The organism is Lachnotalea glycerini, from assembly GCF_003201285.1.
Classification (GTDB): domain Bacteria; phylum Bacillota; class Clostridia; order Lachnospirales; family Lachnospiraceae; genus Lachnotalea; species Lachnotalea glycerini.
Window position 1 is genome coordinate 569,016 of sequence record NZ_QICS01000001.1, and the last position, 20,804, is coordinate 589,819.

Sequence of the window (20,804 nt, forward strand, 5' to 3'; positions counted from 1 at the left end):
TTATCTTGCGAGTTCTCAGAATTTATGTCCCCATGTCTAATTTTCTTTCTCAACTTTTCCCAACTCATCCCATGTCTTTTTCATCTCTTCTGTCATATATTTACGTATAATTTTTTCCATGAAATTACTATAGAAATAGAGACAAAATCCAGGCATAAAAATAACCCCAACAGGAAAAACAATCATGATAACCACGGATAAAATAAATAATGTAATGAAAAGCAGTGTTGTCGGAAAATGTCGAAACAGTAACATTATTGAAAACATTACCAATTGAATTCTTCCCATAACAAATCTTGACAAAATCGGATATGTATAAATTTCTACTCCAATCACTAATAAAAAAAATATTACATAAATAAAAAGCAGATCCAGTGCAAAAGAGGAATTTGTTGTCTCTAATGATTGGAATACAAGGCATATGTTGACTCCCAGAATTCCTTTTATTACCAAATATATCAGATTAGTTAGTAATGAATCTTTAAAATTACTCTTGAATGATTTAACAAATTCCTGATGAAGTGTTCCAGTCTGACGCCTTACCACCTTGACTATTGTATAATATGCTGCTGTTGTAGATGCTCCAATCGTGACCATCGGAAGACAGCATAACAACCATAAAATACTTATAATACAAATATCAGATACTTTCGACAAAAAGTTCATAATCACTCCATCCAGCCTAAAAATCTCTTCCATATTTACCTCATTTCACACTGCCTCTATACAAATTTTAACATCTTACAATGTTACATTTTACAAATGACAAATCATGGGATGGCAGCCAATGCATACCACCCCGCAAAGAATTTCGTATTCTCAATACTCATTATTACATACATTTAAATATCATTCATTTTATCTTACTGACTATTTGTCTGGTCAATATAGGATTGCCATGTATTTCTAATCGATTCTGCTTTTTGTGCTGGAGTGTTATCCTTACTTATGCTCCAGAAAAGATCTGATCCCATGTCAATACCATTGATTGCTTTTTCATTCATAGGAACACCACTGTTAACCATGATAGCAAGTGTTTCATCTACCGATTCTGTATCTCTAAAGGATTGATAATAACCAGATTTCCATGTTTCTGAATCCTCATACCCTGGTACTGGATCTGTATATAGATTATAAACAAAAGCAAGCTTCCAAGCTTTGTCTTCATCGTAGCAAGAAGGAATTACATATACATTGTCATGTGCGTAGTTTACATAATGATCCATCAAAGGTCCCATTGGAAAGCAAACGAAACCAAAGTCATCCTCCATATCAGACCATTCACCAGCTTTATAGGATTCTGCACAAGTAAATACTGCTTCACCATTTGCAAATGCTGTATAGGTATAATCCCATTCCGCATCTTCGGGATATATCATTTCGTATTTGTCAATCATATCAAGCGCCCAGTTTAAAGCTTCCAAAGTTGCATCACTTTCAAGCGCATTATAGTATCCATTTTCATCTTTTCCAATAAATTCTCCCCCATTTGAGAAAACAGCTGCTGGATATAAAGTACTTGTAAAGTTTGTCATAGCATTCTGATCAATGACACCGTCATTATCTGTATCTTTCTGAACCTGTTGGCAGAGTTCTTCAAATTTATCCCATGTCCATTCATTATTTGCCTGTAATTCATAGATAGAATCCGGATCAATACCAGATTCCTCTAATAATCTCTTATTAAAATAAATACCTGCCGTTGCTTCATGTAAAATACCTCGCATGCCATAGGTTGCATCTCCAATTGTCATTAAATTTGTTACTACAGTTTCCCACTTATCTTCAGAAAAATCAAGACAATCCAATGTTGAAAGATCATACATTAAACCACTCATAAGCGCTGATGTTAATGCACTTCCCTGATACAAAGTAAAGATATAATTTTCCTCACCACCAGTAGTCGCATAGTTTACAAAATCCTCTGGTACATCCCCCCATGAAGTAATTGCCTGCTGCTTGATTGTGAAGTGATAGGTTTTCTGAATCCAGTCTAAATATTCCTGATGTGCTTCATCATATGCACTGACAGCTTCCTCCTCTTCTCCTGAACTCCACCAATCTGCAATAATGATTTCCATGCCACCCAAATCATATGGATTTCCATCCTCGTCAGTAAGAATGATATACTGATCAACCTCTTCTTCTGTAACTGCTGCTTCCTCTTTCGTATTTTCAGTTAACGCATCCTTTGTTTCATATGTCTCTCCAACCGTAGATGATGCTTCATCGGAAGGTTCTCCACATGCAGTTATACCAATAAGCATAATTCCTGCCATCATAATTGCCAATATTCGTTTCAATTGACTCATTTCAATTTCCTCCTTTAGATTCTTCTCTCTAATTAATAAATTCACGGCTGCAAATGATATTCCATTTGATTTCCTGTTGTATCAACAGTTTTTGGCACTCCAGAAAAAATATCGTTACATTTTAATACCAGTACTACTTAAGCTTTCTACAAACCCTTTCTGTGCAAATAGATACAGAATCAATAGTGGAAAAATAACCATAAGAGTACCAGTAGAAATGATACACTCGGTATATCCAACCGATGCTCCGGTCGCCTGATTTAGTGTATAAATCATATAGTTACTTAATTTTTCTCCAATCTGTTGCAACTGAATGGAAAGTAATTTTACATTTCCAAGGAACATCTTTGAATAAAAACTGTCTGTCCATTGCCAAACAAAAGAAAACAAAAAACAGGATGTTACAATTGGTTTTGCATCCGGAAGCATGATGCGGATAAATGTTTTAAATGTTCCACAACCATCCACATAAGCTGCCTCTTCCATTTCTTTTGGTATGTTTCGAAAAAATTGTCTGATCATATAGATATATAAACCATTTTTCAGTCCCATACACCCTGCACTCATCAAATAGTAAGGAAGTACAGAGCCTCTTAAGTTTATGGTGTGTCCCATCGTCAAATTCGCAATCCCCAAGATATCAAAATATCTGAAATGCAGATGCAAAGAAGATGAGATTGTCTGGGGTGGAATAATAATAGCTAACATGACACATGCAAACCAGAACTTTTTAAATGGAAACTCAAATCTGGCAAATCCATAGCCAGCCACCGTACAAACTATAATCTGCAATACAGCAATTGTTAAAGATACCAGCAGAGTATTACGAAGAGTACTAAAGTAACTCATAAACTGTGCTGCCAGCAGATAATTGGCACTGGTAAAATGCTCAGGCACTGAAATTACCATTGCATTATACAAATCCTCTTCAGCCATAAAGCTAATAGATATTTTATTAAAAATTGGCTGCAATATCAGGAAGCACATACCAAACAAAAGAAAAAAACGTATGATTCGATAAATTAAATTTTTGATATCCTTTTTTAACAGATAACCACTCGTTTTTTTATTCCGTTCCCAATAACTGATGTATTTTTTTTGCATCTGTTCTTTATTCATAATAATAAACTCCTTTTGAAATAATGAGTGAGCTTATGCCTATAATTGTAATTGCAATGCCAAAATATACCCAAGCCATTGCCGAAGCAAAGCCATAATTTAAATCAACAATCATGGTATCGCTGATTTTCTCCATGACCTGATTATCTGACCTCATACAAAAGTCTACAATCGTATAAACCCAATTAACCAGAAACAATGGACTAATCATTGGAAACGTAATTTTCCAAAGGCTTTCCCAACTGGTACAACCTTCAAGTTCTGCTGCTTCATACATACTCTTTGAAATTGTCTGTAATCCGGATAAGAAAATTATAACCTGAATCCCTGATGCAATTGCAACATCATATACTCCTTCTACAATTTCAAATACCTTTTCCAGTGCTCTGTTAGCCATTCCACTAGTCGTTAAAATTTTCTGAATGACACTCGTAATGCTTGCATTTCCCGTCGATTCCTGAATTGCATCCTGTACACTTGCCAGTAATGAATTATTATATTCAATCCCAAGAATAACCCCTGAGGATAAGATGACTGGTAGGAAAAAGATTGCTCTGACAAATGCACGCCCTTTGAATTTCTGGTTTAGAATCATAGCTGTAAAAAAGCTAAATACCATGACTGCCAGTGCATTATAAGTCATTTTTCCAATAGTTTCTGTTAGCATTCTATTGAATTCTGTATCAACAGTAAATGATCTGGTATAATTTGCAAGTCCAGCAAATACCAAATAAAATCCGTCAGAGCTTATTTCCACATTACAAAAGCTCATGTAAAGCGACTGAATAAAAGGCTTTACCATAAATGTCAGAAATCCAATTATAAAAGGCATTATGAACATATATCCTGATATTGCTTTTCTTCTTTGAATACCCCTATATTTCTTTTGCCTCTTCATCCTATAAACCAACCCTTTCCAAATCCTCAGTCTGATACACTGACGCGTTCTATCATTATTATCGAATTACCAAATAGTCTCTGGCCGGCAGAATACTGCCACCTGCTATTTTGTAGTCTTCATAGTTGTAATTCACATAAACCCTTGTTCCATCTTCATAGGTGGTTACGGTAATTCCACTGTCTATGATTTCATGATCTGTTATTCGCTGGTTAAAAGTACCACCAAGATTCTTTTCGTATTTCTGATATATGGTAAGCATATTGTCTTTCCATGCATCGAAGCTTGCTCCATAATACTGTGTATAGCATGTATTCTGTAATATTGAGGTATCCGCCTCCATAAATGTAAAATATAATCCAGCTCCATATTCTGCTGACTTAAGAAGCTCCTCCTGATTATCTCCTACAAGGTTCAATGCTTCTCCAGCATAATTAACGTAACCATGAATGGCAATCTGGTAAAATGGAACCGTCTCATCAATAATGTTATAGTCTGAACCATTTAAGTCCATATTGGTTATAAAATCCGTAGCACCAAGCGTATAGTCGTTTCCTTTATTTGTCATAATGCCAAGACTTAAATCACTAATTTTATTTAATTGCTTTATCTGTTCATTTTCTGCCTGCTGTCTGCTAACCAAATGCTTTTGGCTGTAATCTGCCGAAAGTTGATAACCAATATCTCTAAATGATACTCCTGCCGCTTTATAAGTTTTTGCTGCATCTGCAAGATTTGCCATCATTTTAGTAATTAATTCTGGTTTTAATAAATAATAGGAATCCATCCATTCCTGTTTGCCATAATAAATGGGGTCAAAGTCTAAAAGCTCAACTTTTTTCTTACTTGCCAGTGTTGCTGCATCTTTAAATATGAAGAAGCTGTCAAACAGCTTGTTATTATATGCATAATTTGTTACACCATCTAAATAAATATTAATCCCATTCTCAGTTGCATAAGAGGTTAAACTTTTGAAATCTTTTTTTCTTCCCAATTCTTTGATTAAATGAACATCGGTAAGTATAGTCTGCTTGATTCCTCCATTCATCCAACCACTTAATTTGACAGACATATTGGTTACTCCATTCGCCCTCAACGTCTCAATCATCTTTGTTGCTTCTTGATAAGTAGTAAGCTCTAATGTTTTGGAAACAGGTACTCCAAGCACCTGTCCTACCTTATCAACGGCACCAATGATTTCAACTGCAACTGGCACATCATTATCATCATTTTCTGTAAATTTGTCGCCGTATTTTTCCTCTAGATAATCATGATAAGCATTTGCCAGATCAACATAACCTCCAGAATTAATGAAACGATAACGTGTTACAATATCTTCCTCTGGAATACTCTGCTCATATACAAACATTTCTCCATTATACTTATCTGCAACATCACATTGTTCTCTGTGTAAAATACTGTAACTGGCATTTACATAATTATAACTGTTGATTCTTCCACTGATATCAGCTTGAATGGATGCATATGCAGCCCCCTCCTCTAACATACAGATAAAAGATTCTTCACTATTTGATATTCCATAAACACCATAATCGTTTCTCGTTTCATGAACCAGAGAAGTTCTTCCCTGTGCCATATCCCATCCATACATATTGGAATAATAGCTGTTTTGTACTGTCTTTCCATTATTAAAATGAATAATAGAGCCACCACCTTCTGGAACTAGCATATATCCTTTTTCTGAAGTTCCTGCGGCTCCAAAAAATGGTAATACGTTTAAAGTAAGAAGTGGATAATCTTCTTTATACTCAATCTCATCCTTGCAAATCTCTACTACCAGATCACTGTCATCAAGGCTATATTCCATATTGATATTAAATACCGGTTTTGTTGAGGAAGAATCAATTACATATAATTCTTTTTCTTCTGCATATTCTTTTTCTGTATATCCTGCATCACTAAAATAAGTTTCGAATTTTTTCTTTAAATTGTCTTTTATACCATCGCGTATTACATAAATGATTTCATTTTCAAGAATCGGATACTGTTTTAACAGCTCATTCTTGTCATCCTTTTTACCAAGATTGTTAATATCATACTTTTTATAATACTGCTCCACTGTGTTGGCATTCGTATGACTCATATTAGATAACAACTCTTCCATCCGTTTTGCTGAAATGACTCTTGGAGCAATATACTCTTTTTCTACCTCACCAATAGAATAATATACTTTGACATAATCATTGGTTGCTTTAATATTATAAAGTCCAGTTGACATACTGTATTTGTAATTGTTATACAGTGTATCAACACCATTGATTGTACTGTAGGTCAGAAGAAGTGTTGATTTCAGATTATCAATATCCGTGGAAAGTGCTATGGTATCCTCATCTGCATCCTGTGGATTGGAATACCACGTCTTTCCTGTGGATTTTACTGTTACCAAAAACTGTGTGGTAGACGAATCCATAACGAATTTCAGTTTATCATTCTCCAATGTAATTTTATTATCCAAAGCTTCATATTCATTCACCCTAATAATCTCTTCTGGTTCTTCTTCCTCTTTATAAATTACTACTATTAAAATGATTGCTATAATCACCAGTAAAAACAGAACAGGAATCAGTTTCTTAACAATTGTTACTGCCTTGACTTTCTTCATATCCTTTTACCCTCCAACCTGTCACATTCGAAACATGATTTCTTTCATGATGGAAACAAAATATGCAATTCCCTGGGTGATCATACTAAAAAACAATAATAAAATAAATATCATAACCAGCATTGCAAAAAACGAGGCAATGATAAATAAAATTGTTTTGCTTATTGTATATTCATGAATCTGCATCATGGCACAAATAATTAGGATTGCCGTCCATCCGATAGAAAGGGCGGCTGCAAAAAAATAAAAAGCTCCCTCTTCATCTGTCACTACATTACTAAAAAGAATCATTAAAAACTGTAGCAGTGGATATGGTGTTAACGCATAAGCAGTTCCCATATAAATTTGTGACAATTTCCCCTTTCCATCAAACAAGGTTGTTAACCCCCAGTTACCTACACAAAACAATACCAGTTGAGATAACATACTTGCAATATATAAGAAGATATTGATTCCTTCCCAATAAACCTTTAGGAACAAAAAACTTGTGAATTGAAGTTTCATAATTCTGGCCATTAACATTAAGATAACTATTGTATTCGCCGCTGCTAATGATCCTCTTTTTTCATGTGTCAGATCCCAAAAACCATCCAATGGATGGGTAATAACATACAATGCATATTTTAGGGTTGCAAAATAGGAGCTGTATATTTCTTTTTTCTTTAATAAAGCTTGCATTTCTGTCTCCGTTTCTAGATCAATCTTGAAATATTTTTGCTACGTCAATCTTATGTTTTATTGCTTTAATTTTTCTTGTCAGCATTGGTAAAATAAAAATAAGGATAAAAATTGCAACAATGAATCCCATATGATCTTCAACCCACTCTTTCCTATATTGTTTGAATGCCTTAGAATAATTGCGTTCATCCCATTTCAGTTTAAAATAGGACATGGCCTCTTTATATTTTCCTTGACGCATTAAGGCTCTTCCGATACCAATATAGGCAAGATCATAATTTCCATTTAAGGCTTTTACCTGCTGCCATGTGGCACCTGAGGCATCATAATCTCCTGCATCATATTCTTCGATTGCTTTATAAATCAGACTTGCGTATTCAGTTGGATTAAATATGGTAATACTTGCATTCTGAGAATCAAGTACAATAAGTTGCTTACCTATATGTTCGATTGCTGACGGTAATTTAAAGCAACCTGCCAAGTTACCATTACCACCAAAGGCATACAATAGATTTCCCTGGGTATCATATCCAAAAATTCTTCCTCGCACTTTATCCAAAGCAAAATAAATACCATTATCCAGCGCTGTAATATCAGTCATTAAGGAAGAACCCTTATAACCACCTGCATCTCCCCAGTAAATATCACCAATAACATTAAAATTACCATTTTCAATGAGAATATCTTTTCCCATTAGATTCAGCCTGCGGATTGGCGCATCTGTTCCATTATCTATTCCAGCTTCAGTGACATTCGTGGTACATGCAAAAATAAAGCCTTCTGAATCCATATATAAATTGTCATACTCAGTTGGAACAAAGGATTTAAGCGCCAAACGCTGTGCTTTCGTTGCAAATTTTTTCCAAAGATAATCTGTCCAGTCATAGGTAACCTCACTGGCTCCGTAAAATCCCATAAAGGTTCCATCGGATTCATATTTAATCATACCTTTATTGACATTGTCAGCAATACAGTAAACTCTGCCGGTTCCATCCACCTCTAATTTGTTTGGTAAAAATGCAGTGGACTGATCAAAGGTTGCATCCATTGGCTTTGTAAATTCCATTACATAATTTAAATCATTGTCTAGTTTTAAAATACGGTTATTTCCTTTATCACAAATATATAAATATCCATCTTCCGGTACGCAGATATCTGTAGGACCTGATAATGTTTTTACATCTATATCTCCATTGATATATTCAATAATCCTTACCAATTCAAAAGTATTTGTATTCGTTCGCTGTAATTTTACAATTCTGTTATTTCCTGTATCACAAATATAAACTGTATCTCCATGCACATACATACCTGTCGCATTATTAAATCCTTTATCCAGTTTCAATTCTACTGATGTATACACGCCTACTGTGCTGTATGCATCTGGTGAATACTGAATATCTCCCCAATAATCATAATTGTAGGTATATCCTTTTTCTGAACCATCGTCTGCATTTCCCACTGTTACAGAGCTAAAAAATATACAAGCAGCTATAAGCAGCATAATCAGACTTTTGAATCCTTTCTTCATCTTATCATTCTCCATCTTCATTATTCTTTCAAACCAGAGCTTGCCATTGTTTCAAGAATCTGGCTCTCCGACAGGATGAAAATTGTGATTGGAACAATCATTACAACAACAGTTACTGCTGCCGCCTGACCTGTTCTCGCAATGCCGCCGCTTTGAATCTGCTGCAATGCATAAACCAGTGTTTTCTTCTCTTCGGAATAAATAAATGTTGCAGCTTTGTTATTCCACAGATTTTGAACAGAAAAGATGATTAACGTCAGCCATGCAGGTTTTACATTTGGCATAACAATCTGCATGAATACTTTTCCAAGACCTGCTCCATCAATCATTGCGGCTTCCACAAGTGACATTGGAATTCCTTCCATGAACTGTTTCATAAGAAACAGACCCATCGGCGCTGCAAATGCAGGTATAATAATAGCCCAGTAAGTATCTATCCATCCTAGCTTACTAATAATTAAATAATTAGGAATTGCTGTTACATATCCGTTAAACATCAAGGCAGTTACTACAATCGTAAAGAAAAGTTTCTTACCAGGAAAATCATATTTTGCAAGTACGAATGCACCCATTGAAGCAATAATCAAATGTCCGGCAGTACCGACTGCTGTAATAAATATGGTGTTAAATATATATCTAGAGAAAGTTACCCATGATTTACTCATGGTTACGAACAGATCCTGAAAGTTATCCAGCGTTGGATTCTGTGCAAATACCTTAGGTGGAAACAAAAACAATTCATCTAACGGTTTCAATGAACTACTGATTGCAAATACCAGTGGAAATACCATTGCCAGCGCAAACAAAAATAATATGAAATAAATAAATAAATCACCCGCGAAAGAACGATTTGGTTTTCTTTTTTTTAATTTTTTATGCTTTAGACGCTTTATTGTCTCATCTTTTATTTTTTTACTCATATCAAGTTCCCACTCTTCTTAATAAGCTCTGAATTGCTTTGTTACATAAAATCATAATCAAAAACAGTGTTGTCGCTATTGCTGACGCATATCCCATTTCAAACCTGGAGAATCCATAATCGTACAAATGGGTTACTACCGTTCTTGCTGCATAATCCGTACTTGGATAACCACATAGAGCCATAGTAACATCACAAACTCCAAACGCCTGTGTAATCGTCATAACCGCACCAAACATCAGCATTGGTTTCATATTAGGTAATGTGATATACCATAATTCCTGCCAACGGTTCTTAACGCCATCCATGTAACCTGCTTCAAGCTGGGCATTATCCACACCTTGAAGACCTGCTACAAAGGAAAGAAATCCTGTTCCAAGACTCATCCAAAGAATAACAATCATGCAGACAGAAAGCATGTATTGGGGATTGGTCAGCCAAAGAATTGGTGAACCAATTATTCCTGCATTCATAAACAATGCATTGACATAACCATAAGCATCCCCACGAAAGAAAATGGAGAAAATTACAAATACATTTCCTGCAATGGAGGGTGCATAGAATACAATCACTGCAATGGTTCTTAGCCATCTGGGCAATTCGTTAATGAGCCAGGCAAACAAAAACGCCATGATATAACCAAGTGGTCCTGTGATAACAGCAATCAAAAACGTATTCTTGATTGCTGTCAAGAAAATATCATCCTGCATAATTAAATTAATATAGTTGTGTAACCCTATATATTTGGGTACTTCTAGTATGTTATAATAAGTAAAGCTAAAGAAAATTGAGGTGCATACCGGAAGTATATAAAACATAGTAAACAAAATTGCGTATGGTGCCAAAAATAGATAGCAGGCTTTGCTTTTTCTCGCTTTTTTTATCATAATTTGAAGCTCGTAATGACACAATATACATAATTTTTTTACATAATTTTTCATTGTTATCCCCCTGTTAGTCCAATGGAAGTCCAAATTCGGTTCGTTTCTTAATAAGCTCTTCATCAATTGTAATTGCGTAATCGAGAATTGTCTCTCTTGGATCTTCCTTTTCATTGATTACCTTACGAACTGCATTGATGATATGTCGTCCGGTATAATATCCACCGGCAACCTCCCGAAATCCCACTGTAGATGCCCACTGTTTTTGAAGTACCTGCACATCATTGGCACTCCATGCCAGCTGGCTGAAAGCTTCTTTATTCGCCGTTGCATATCTTGCTGATGAACCAAGCAATGCTTCCAATTCACGACCAAAACGTACCTGTGTTTCAGTCTGTGCCCACCATTTCATAAAGTTCCATGCATTCAGCCTTGTATTTTCATTCTCTGTTTTAATCATCATGCTACAGGTTCCAGTGGAATAATCAGAACGGTTTATATGCTCCCATTCATTTTCATCTTTTGTAACGGTTCCCGGAATCAATGTAAAATCCCATAAACTCCTGATTTCTGGTGCTGATACTATCAGTGTGTTATATATGCTATAGCTTGCAATTCCAATTGGCATTTCTCCAGAACGAAAACGGCTGACAAAATCGTAATCGGCAGGCATTCCGTATTCAGTAAAGAAGCTAGTATACATAGCAAATGCATGGACGCCTGCTTCGTTATCAATAATTGTCTTTTTGGCATCCTCATCATAGACATCACTTCCATTTTGGTAAAGCAATGTATAAAAAAGTGATAAGTCAGGTAATGTGGTACTTGCTGTTGCGGGAATTCCAACCTCCATATTGTTACCCTGAATCGTTGGAAGCATCTCAATCATCTCATCCCAAGTGTTTGGTATTTCAAGTCCCAGTTCTTCCAAAATATCTTTGCGGTAAAACATAACGTTATATGTCTGTGTTTCCGGTATGGCATACAAACCGCCATTATATTCATAAGCACGGTATGCACTCTCATAGAAAGAATTAAGCACTTCATCGCAAGTATCAAACTGAGTTAAATCCTCTACTGCATTTCGTAATGCATAGTTCACTGGCTGATCTGCTCCAACAGATAAAACTACATTAGGACCTCTTCCTGCCACTACTGCATTTAAAAGTGCACTGGCATCAACAATTTCTACATTGACTTTAATTCCACTTTTGGGAGTAAACGTATCATCTACCATTGTTTTTAGAATACTTCCCTGATCACGTCCTGTTACAATCCATACTTTTACAACATCATTATCTTCCTGATAGACATCGCCAACAGCATCGTAGTCTACAAAGTAAGAGGCAATAAAGGAATTCATTTCATGCCATATCTTTGCAAATACGCTGGTTTTATCTTTTGTTATCTCATTCCCATCATTGCTTACAATTAGATAATCAATATCCAGTTTTGTCTCACTCATGTTTAAAATTGCAGTACCAAGTGATGTAATATTATCTTTAAATGTAGTAAAGTTAACCGTTATCTTATCCGGTCTTTCAACAAACTGTTCCAGTTGCCTGGCCAGTGTCTGGGCTGTAGCAATTTTTTCTGCCTTCTGACCGGTATAGGCGACAACCTCGTCAATGATTTTATATAAACGTTTTGATTCTAAATCCATTGCTTCGATTACCTCTGGATAAACCTGTTCTATATTGTAATCACGATAGTCATCCGGATCTGCCCCCGTATAGACTAAAATCTTACGGTAAATCTGATTCAAACGATAGATGGAATCTTCCAGTTCTTCCAAAATCTCCCCCATATTCCCAAGCGTAGCTTCTAATCTTATCCTATGTGTACCTTCTGCCAGATAAAATCTGTATGGTGTTCCTTTTTCATCCGCTAAAATCATTACATTCCAGTCGTTATCATAATCAAAGGAAATAGTCTCAACTTCCTTAAATGGAATCTCTCCATCTATATATAAGCTTCTGCACGATACGCTTCCCCTTGCATAGTTTTGCCTGCCTTTTACTGTAATGTTATAATATCCATCTTCAGGCACATTAAATTCCCATTCAATCCATTGTCCCGGAGTGTTCCATGCCTCACCACCTGTATAGTTTAAAACTGTTTTAGTCACACTGTAAGGTTGTGTTGTCGGTGATGATCTGTCATATTTTGCATAAAGAGAAGGTTCCGAACGCATAATAGAATCCTCTCCTTGAATCTTTAATTCAAAATCAGATAAAGTATTTTTCATAATTGGCTGCTCACTGCAATATATTATATAATCTTTTCTCTCACCGATCGCTGTCAGTGCAAGTTTCCTTAAAATCATAGGTTCGTTTACTGCATCCAATGTGATTTTATTTTTTCCTTTTTCAAAATAAAACTGATATGGCTCTATTTCATAACCCATACAATCCTTGCAGTAAGCACTTTGCCATTCATATACCTCTACTTGAGTCGGTCGGATTTCATTGCCCTGGTTATCCGTAATTACATTTTCGTCATCTGTCCATAATCTATTAAATGTAAGATTTGCTGCATCCTTGAACGGATTCACATTATTAATAAGAAAGGAGCGTTCCACTACAACTCCTCTTGATTCCACTGTCATGTATTCTATATACACATTGTAGTATCCTGCTTCTGGAACATCAACGCTCCATGTAACGGATGATTGATCTTTTGTATAAAGAACTTTTTCTTCCCCTTTATAATTTTGATAAACCTCTATATTTTCACCTGAATCATAATTGCAAAGATCAATGTCAATGTTCTCTTTTGGATATTCAGCATTAGCATGATTACTTAAATACTCTGTATAAGTACCTTCCCGGCTCAGTCCATCCACCTTTGCGGTAAGATCCGTACTCTCATACTTATCAGCATAATTATCATTTACTGTCGTCTTGTTTTTGACAAAGCAAATGATTCCTATTACGAGAACTACTCCAACCATTATTAATACTTTCTTAACAGCCGCTTTCATAATGCCTCCACTTATTTTTTGAATCATTCCTAAAGATTACTGTTTGTCTATTGCATTACTATCAGAGAACCTTCTTTTTAATGTATAGCAATCTATTTTTAGATACCAATTCACTATATTAATATCATATCATTCTCAAATATTACTGCTTATCATTTATTGCTAGTTAATATGCAATTATTGCCTAATTATTCTGATTATTATTCCTTTTATTATACAATATTTACTTTGTAATATGTTATAATACTATTTAGCTAGTGCTTTCGTGCATTTTTTTCGTATTAATCGCATATTTTTGCATCTTTTTTCATAAATAAGAGTGTAACATCTGTGCTCTTATGCCATCTCTGCACATATCATTTTGGGGGGAAATTATATGACAAAATTTAATAAAATAAAAAGAAATCATTTAGACTTTTACACGCAAAACAGTGACTGGAAAGAACGCATTGTAGAAGGTGATTACGAAATCATCAAATACCAGAATGATACAATTATCCGTATCTGGTATAACGAACAGAATCAGAATTTTAAACCTCACTGGCACACTGCATTAGAAGTTATTATACCTGTAGAAAATTACTATGAGGTAATTGCATCATCCACTACTTATCATATCTTACCTGGTGAAATTCTTATCATTCCATCAGGCGAAACGCATCAGTTAATTGCCCCTGAAACAGGAAAACGCTTTATCTTTTTGTTTGATATATCTAATATCAGCAGACTGAAAGGATTTTCCTGTATCCAGTCTATGTTAAATAGCTGCCTTTATATGACAAAACAGACCTATCCTCAAATATACGAGGATATCTATCAGCTTCTATTACAAATTAGAAATGAATATTTTGGCAACAATGAAATCCGTGAGCTTGCTATTTATTCCCATTTAATTAATCTGTTTGTCATCTTTGGCAGAAACCGAGTTAGTAATACTGATATTTTTCCAAATGTACGGATTTATAAGCAGAAAGAATATATGCAAAAATTCAATAATGTTTTAGATTACATTGATTCTCATTATATGGAAGACTTGACCTTAGATGATATTGCTTCTTATAGTGGCTTTTCCAAATATCACTTCACCAGATTATTCAAGCAATATACCGAGTTTACTTTCTATGACTATCTTAGTTATAAACGTATCAAAACAGCAGAAAATCTACTGGCCAAACCAGATCTTTCTATTACAGAAATAGCCTTACAGTCTGGATTTACCAGTATTACCACCTTTAACCGCATTTTTAAACATCAAAAAAATTGTACCCCTAGTGAATACAGAGCTTTATATAGTAAAGTACATTATACTAATTAATAAGTTTCTCTCTTTTCTTTGATGGAAAGCTGTGTTTAACAAGCTTGTAATAAATTCCTCTCTGTATTCATCAGCTCTTTATGGGTACTGCTCTCAATTTTTTTAAAAAGAATAGGCATCAAATATTGCTATTTTTTAATGACAAGTGAATCAAATGTCCCGTAAAATCACCACTGGCCCATGGAGTATTGAACTGATAGCCTCCATACATCAATTCTTCACCGGTATAGGTACGATTCTCTCCATCAATTTCATATTCGGCATCTGGATTTAGCCCTTTAAAACATATGGTATGAATTAACTCACCTGGATGAAGCACTACATGAATAAAAGTAACAAGTGCCTCTTTTTTGTCCTTAGATACCACCATATAACAGTCGTAGGTATGATTATCCGTATAAGAAGCAATTCGATAATAATCCCCATCCCGAACTAAATCATTGTACAAATGATATTCATTTATTTGCTGTGGAATCAATTCTTTGTCCTCTTTCGGTATTTTTGTTACATCCAGTTCATAACCGAAAGTTCCTGCCAAAGCAACCATACCTCTTGTATGAAATGAAGTGCTTCTGCCGGTAATATGATTGGGACAGTCGCTGATATGTGCACCCAATGCTGACAGAGGATAAAGCATCGCTGTTCCTTCCTGAATAGCTAGTCGTTCTATGGCATCACTATCGTCGGAGGTCCATATCTGGGGACCGTAATAGAGCATTCCGGGGTCAAAACGCCCTCCACCACTCGAACAGTTTTCCAAAAGCAGATAGGGGAATTGTGCCGTCATACGCTCCTGTAGCTGATAAACTCCCAGAACGTAGCGGTGCATTAATTCTCCTTGTCTGTCAGGAGGCAGCCCAAGTGTGCCAAGATCGCAAAGTGAACGATTCATATCCCATTTGATATATTCGATATTTGCACTATGTAATACCGTTGAAATCATTTCATAAATAGCATCCACAATCTCTTGTCTGGAAAGATCCAAAACATACTGGTTTCGTCGTAAACCTGCTTTTCTGCCTGGAATTGCAATTGCCCAGTCTGGATGTGCACGATATAGGTCAGAATTTGGTGAAACCATTTCAGGCTCCATCCAGATACCAAATTTCATTCCTAGTTTGTTTACCTCACTTACCAAAAAGGAAAGACCACCGGGTAATTTATCTTCATTTACAAACCAGTCTCCCAGAGAACTGCTGTCATCATTTCTTTTACCAAACCATCCATCATCCATTACCAGCATCTCAATTCCAAGCTTTGAGGCTTCTCTTGCAATCGCTAATAGCTTTTCAGTATTAAAATCAAAGTAAGTTGCCTCCCAATTGTTGATTAAAATCGGACGCTTTTTGTTGGAATATGCTCCACGTATCAGATGCTTTCTATACAGATCATGTAAGCTTCTAGTCATACCGCCGATCCCTTTTGTACTATATACCAAAACTGCTTCTGGGGACTGAAAAAACTGATTTTCTTCCAATTTCCAACAAAAATCCTGTGGATGAATTCCAATAACAAAACGTAATGCACCACTTGGCTCCAACGCGGTCTGAGTCAGAAAATTACCAGAATACACAAGATGCATGGCATAGACCTCTCCTTGGTTTTGATCAGTCGTATGTGCAGCCATCGCCATAAAAGGTTGGGACTGTTGACCTGTTTTACCACAAACAGAATTTACGTTATGAGTACCCATTGTAAGTGGATACCGATTGATTCGGCACTCTCTTGCCCAATCTCCATGTAAGGTAATGATATCGAAGTTTTTATTATCCATATCTAAGCTGGCACTCATCACCTTTGTAAGGTAGAGTTTTGTTTCACTTTCATTGATGATTTTTACACTTCTGGTGATAACATCAATATTTTCAAACGTGTTATACATTAATATAACCTTTATTTTTAGAAGTTTATCTTCGCAAATAAGTTCTAATGTTGAACAATCTTCCTTTGTACCAAAGGTGGCCGGTAAATTCAGAAGCTTAGGTTTCCCTTTATAGATTTTGTGCTCTTTATAACATAACTTTAATGCGGTATGCCCGCTTTTGGTACGTATACCAATAGCATCCTCCTTGTAGTCACCCAGTCCATGAGAGGGATATTCCTTTGGATATGACCCCATAAAAGTAACACGGTCAAAAGAATTTTCATCCGGAACACTCGCCGGTTCTCCTAATCCCATAAGATAAGTTAATTGATGGCTTTTTATCTTTCTTCCATAGTAAATATGTGCCACAAAGTTTTCTTCTCCAATTATTCCAATCGAATAGCTGCTCCCCGGAGTATCTAATTTAAATAATCTTTCTTTTTCAAAATATTGAATCCCCATCTTTTTACCCTTTTCTTTCTATACTAGTCAGTTATATTTTCTTCGATTTAAAAATCTTCATAGAATGAGACACTTCTTTCATAGAACAGACATCTTTTATCTGGTTCTGGACATCTATTCACAAGACTTTTATCACATAACAGCATACTATATTTTCTTATTTCTTTCCTATCATAGCTTGCGAAACACTTACCATATATTGCTGTTTTTTATTGAATTAGTAAAGAACAAAGTCTGCGATATTCCAGCGGATTTATATATTTATTCGTGCGCATCCTGCAAAGCATTTTTATGTAATAGGACGCAATTAGCTATAACCTATAACACAAAAAAGTGGAAAACTCATTATTTGAATTTTCCACCTCAACAGTTCAACAACAATAATAACTTCTGTATTATTTTAATTTAATCGTTTATTACATCAAGTTTATTATTCTTAATCCATATGAAATATTATTTCATTATTAATACTGATTCCTGTCATCTCAAACTCATATTTCTTTAAATCCACATTTAATCTTGCTTCACAGCCCTGATTCTTCCATACAAATTCTATACAACCACACTGTTCACGAATCATTAAATCCGAATCAAAGCCAAATGCTGCAAATGTATTGCGAAACCTCAACATCGTTAATTGCTTTTTCACAACATCGTATTTCAATTTATCCTCAATCTGATTCAAGGAAAGATTACTACGGTTGATTTCCTTGTGACCACCTTCTCCTGCTCTTTCTATCGCCTCATAATCATTTTTTCCTGCAAATAAATCAAGATACCAAATCTGCGGCTTTCCTGGCATAAATAACTGTATTGCCCTAGCTAAAAGCATTTTTTGATCATCATCACCAAGTGCACTATAATAAGTAGCGTTTACTTGATAATATACATTTTTCTGTCCGTGAAGGTTTTTAACATAGCCACCTCGTTCTACAACAATATCAATCAGTTTTCCAATCTGTTCTTCTGAAATCAAACCTTTTAAATCTAATAAAGGAATTCCGTCATGACAACCAAGCATATTTACAACTCTTATCTTTTTTTCCTGTAATTCTTTTGCCCAGTTTACAAGGGTTTCTCCACTGCCTCGTTCCATTGCATCAATAATCAGACCTGGAAGAAAAAAGTCATAGGTCATATATCCTTTTTGGGCTAACAATTCATATGTTTTTTCAGCATAGCTAGAATGAATTTCAGGCAAAAGTGTCAATTGATATTGATCTGCTAAATTTTGAACTTTTTTAAGCAAATCCCAAGTTCCAGGATTATTTAAAAAGTTCTTTTCACCAGGCGCTTTTGGTGCATAAGCAAATGCATCAAGACGAACAATTTTAGCTCCATAACTAGCAAGCGTTTTTAATGTATCATCATAATAGTCCCACACAAGAGGTGACTGTATATTTAAATCCATCTGTCCTAAATACTTGCGTTTAGACTCCAATAGTTCAATTACTCTTTTACTATATTTTTCATACCTGCCATATTGAATTTCAACAGGAGTTTTTCCTTCTGCTAATTCAGTATCAATCATCTTTGCTAATTCGACTGCTGATGCGTACTGTATATTCATTGCCTTCATCAAATCCTGTGCATCCAATCGCTCATAACGCACTTCTTGATAGAAAGTGTTCCAGTAAGGAATATTTTTTCCATCTGGCATTCTGACCATAAGAATTGGTAACCCCTTCTTACGAAAGAACATGTTTTTAATCAATTTCTGATCTGGTTGGATATACCCATCCTCTGTCATTGTTCCATGATCTTTCCAGAATTGATTCCAATTAATAAAAAAGTCCTTATACTTTGAATTATTCCCATTTTTTAAGATGTCCTGAAACTGTTTTGAAAGAACAGAAGAATGATTTAATATAAAATCTAGTTTCAAATCAAGATTTAGCTTTTCTAACGTTTCAAGGTCTTCCCTGCTTGCTAAAAGTTCATTTAATTCATAATCAATAACGGAAAAGCCACGGTCTAAATCCGTATTAAAAATACTTGGAAGAATGTAAAATGTTTGGAATACATCTTTTACTTCCTTTTTATTAAGAAAATATGTAATGTCTGATAATGTACCACCAACGCTATCTGGATATGCATTTAACATTGGGCCATTATCTGTATATGTTTTGCTCATAGATTCCTCTCATTCCAACTGAATATCAACTTAAATTGTATTCTATTTTCTACTGTTTACTCTCTAACATCAATTTACAATACTGGTTATATGTCAATAACTCTCCATTTTTGGATAGTATAATTTTAGCTTTATGTGACTGTTTCTCTAATAATTTCTGTTCAAGTTCTAGTACCATAGTCGTAAAAGGACTATCTGTAGCACCATCACGATTTCTTGCTCTCCTATGTGACAATGTTTCCTGCGGTGTGCTATTTAATAATATTGGAATGTCTACTCCCTGATAATTGTCACTATTTCCATGTGTCCACTCTATTACAAGTACATTTATTTTTGAAAAATCCACCTGCTCATACCATAATTCGGTATCTTCTCGTCCCATTCTTTTTAGCCAGATTTTTTCCTCTCCCTTTTTAAACGACGAAATAATAGATGTAATATCATCAAATCCAATCTCATTTTTAGTTCCAAGATATCCTTGTAATCCTTTTTTTCCAAAATTAAGATAAGACTCAAACCACGGAAATGTTTTTATATGTTCTGGATTTGCATCATCACCGGCTTGTTGAAATTTATTAATAATATCAAATCTTTCTTTTGTATATTCCCCCTCCTTTATCATCCCTTTGATAGCACTTTCACGGAAAACATGTAATCTTTCTGCGTCATTATACTTTGGAATTTTATGCGGATAGTTGTCACCAGAAAGTGTATAACTTCCAACTTCAATCTGTTGGAAATAGTATGATATTAAAGATGCAATCTCTGATTTGCCAACGCCTGAACCTCCGCAAATTGCTATGACTGCCTTCTGATATTTGTTCTTCTGTATAATTGTATTTATTTGTTTTAATAGTTCGGGGAAAATAATATTTGCTTTTGCAATATGTGTTTCATTAATTTCCACTTTATCTCCTGGCATATCACCATGAGAAATATCTGCCGAAACGACTGGCGGATTCCATGAATCCATTAGAATTTGATTGAATTTCTTATCTTTTAGTATGTTTGATTCCACTATATTTGTCATAATATTTTACTCCTAATCTATACCATTCACCGAATTGCTAATCTTTAATCTATTT

The 20,804-nt window shown here is 35.0% G+C and carries 14 protein-coding genes; 1 reads left to right on the forward strand and 13 read right to left on the reverse strand.

From position 1 onward, the window contains the following. Positions 1–36: 36 nt before the first annotated feature. From C8E03_RS02385 to C8E03_RS02430, 10 genes are all read right to left on the reverse strand, one after another. Positions 37–699: a YesL family protein gene (locus C8E03_RS02385; RefSeq protein ID WP_110290184.1), complete on the reverse strand. Its 663-nt coding sequence runs from the start codon at positions 697–699 to the stop codon at positions 37–39. A 164-nt stretch (positions 700–863) separates the two neighbouring features. Then, on the reverse strand, positions 864–2,312 hold the full coding sequence (locus C8E03_RS02390; RefSeq protein WP_110290185.1) for an ABC transporter substrate-binding protein: 1,449 nt from the start codon (positions 2,310–2,312) through the stop codon (positions 864–866). 114 nt (positions 2,313–2,426) lie between these two features. After that, complete coding sequence (locus C8E03_RS02395) at positions 2,427–3,431, reverse strand: carbohydrate ABC transporter permease (protein WP_110290186.1); 1,005 nt, start codon at positions 3,429–3,431, stop codon at positions 2,427–2,429. Continuing rightward, on the reverse strand, positions 3,424–4,329 hold the full coding sequence (locus C8E03_RS02400; protein ID WP_094378890.1) for a carbohydrate ABC transporter permease: 906 nt from the start codon (positions 4,327–4,329) through the stop codon (positions 3,424–3,426). Before C8E03_RS02400 ends, C8E03_RS02395 begins: the two co-directional genes overlap by 8 nt. Before the next feature lie 58 nt (positions 4,330–4,387). Further along, positions 4,388–6,952: a DUF5696 domain-containing protein gene (locus tag C8E03_RS02405; protein WP_110290187.1), complete on the reverse strand. Its 2,565-nt coding sequence runs from the start codon at positions 6,950–6,952 to the stop codon at positions 4,388–4,390. Positions 6,953–6,973: 21 nt separating this feature from the next. Next, positions 6,974–7,630, reverse strand: a complete 657-nt coding sequence (locus C8E03_RS02410) for a YIP1 family protein (protein ID WP_110290188.1) — start codon at positions 7,628–7,630, stop codon at positions 6,974–6,976. A 19-nt stretch (positions 7,631–7,649) separates the two neighbouring features. Next, positions 7,650–9,161, reverse strand: a complete 1,512-nt coding sequence (locus C8E03_RS02415) for an NHL repeat-containing protein (protein ID WP_110290189.1) — start codon at positions 9,159–9,161, stop codon at positions 7,650–7,652. Positions 9,162–9,181: 20 nt separating this feature from the next. Then, positions 9,182–10,081 (reverse strand): carbohydrate ABC transporter permease, encoded by a 900-nt coding sequence (locus C8E03_RS02420; RefSeq protein ID WP_110290190.1) that lies wholly within the window; start codon positions 10,079–10,081, stop codon positions 9,182–9,184. A 1-nt stretch (position 10,082) separates the two neighbouring features. Then, positions 10,083–11,021: a carbohydrate ABC transporter permease gene (locus C8E03_RS02425; RefSeq protein WP_094378880.1), complete on the reverse strand. Its 939-nt coding sequence runs from the start codon at positions 11,019–11,021 to the stop codon at positions 10,083–10,085. 13 nt (positions 11,022–11,034) lie between these two features. Next, on the reverse strand, positions 11,035–13,944 hold the full coding sequence (locus C8E03_RS02430) for an extracellular solute-binding protein (protein ID WP_110290191.1): 2,910 nt from the start codon (positions 13,942–13,944) through the stop codon (positions 11,035–11,037). Positions 13,945–14,320: 376 nt separating this feature from the next. Here C8E03_RS02430 and C8E03_RS02435 point away from each other — a divergent pair, with 376 nt between their 5' ends. Continuing rightward, complete coding sequence (locus tag C8E03_RS02435) at positions 14,321–15,259, forward strand: AraC family transcriptional regulator (RefSeq protein WP_094378876.1); 939 nt, start codon at positions 14,321–14,323, stop codon at positions 15,257–15,259. A 118-nt stretch (positions 15,260–15,377) separates the two neighbouring features. On the opposite strand, the gene C8E03_RS02440 is transcribed toward C8E03_RS02435, so the two are convergent. From C8E03_RS02440 to C8E03_RS02450, 3 genes are all read right to left on the reverse strand, one after another. Continuing rightward, complete coding sequence (locus tag C8E03_RS02440; RefSeq protein WP_110290192.1) at positions 15,378–17,585, reverse strand: alpha-galactosidase; 2,208 nt, start codon at positions 17,583–17,585, stop codon at positions 15,378–15,380. Between the two features lie 436 nt (positions 17,586–18,021). Beyond that, entirely contained in the window at positions 18,022–19,719 is a 1,698-nt protein-coding gene (locus tag C8E03_RS02445) for an alpha-amylase family protein (RefSeq protein WP_110290193.1), read from the reverse strand. Between the two features lie 49 nt (positions 19,720–19,768). Continuing rightward, complete coding sequence (locus tag C8E03_RS02450) at positions 19,769–20,749, reverse strand: ATP-binding protein (protein ID WP_330410661.1); 981 nt, start codon at positions 20,747–20,749, stop codon at positions 19,769–19,771. Between the last annotated feature and the right edge of the window lie 55 nt (positions 20,750–20,804).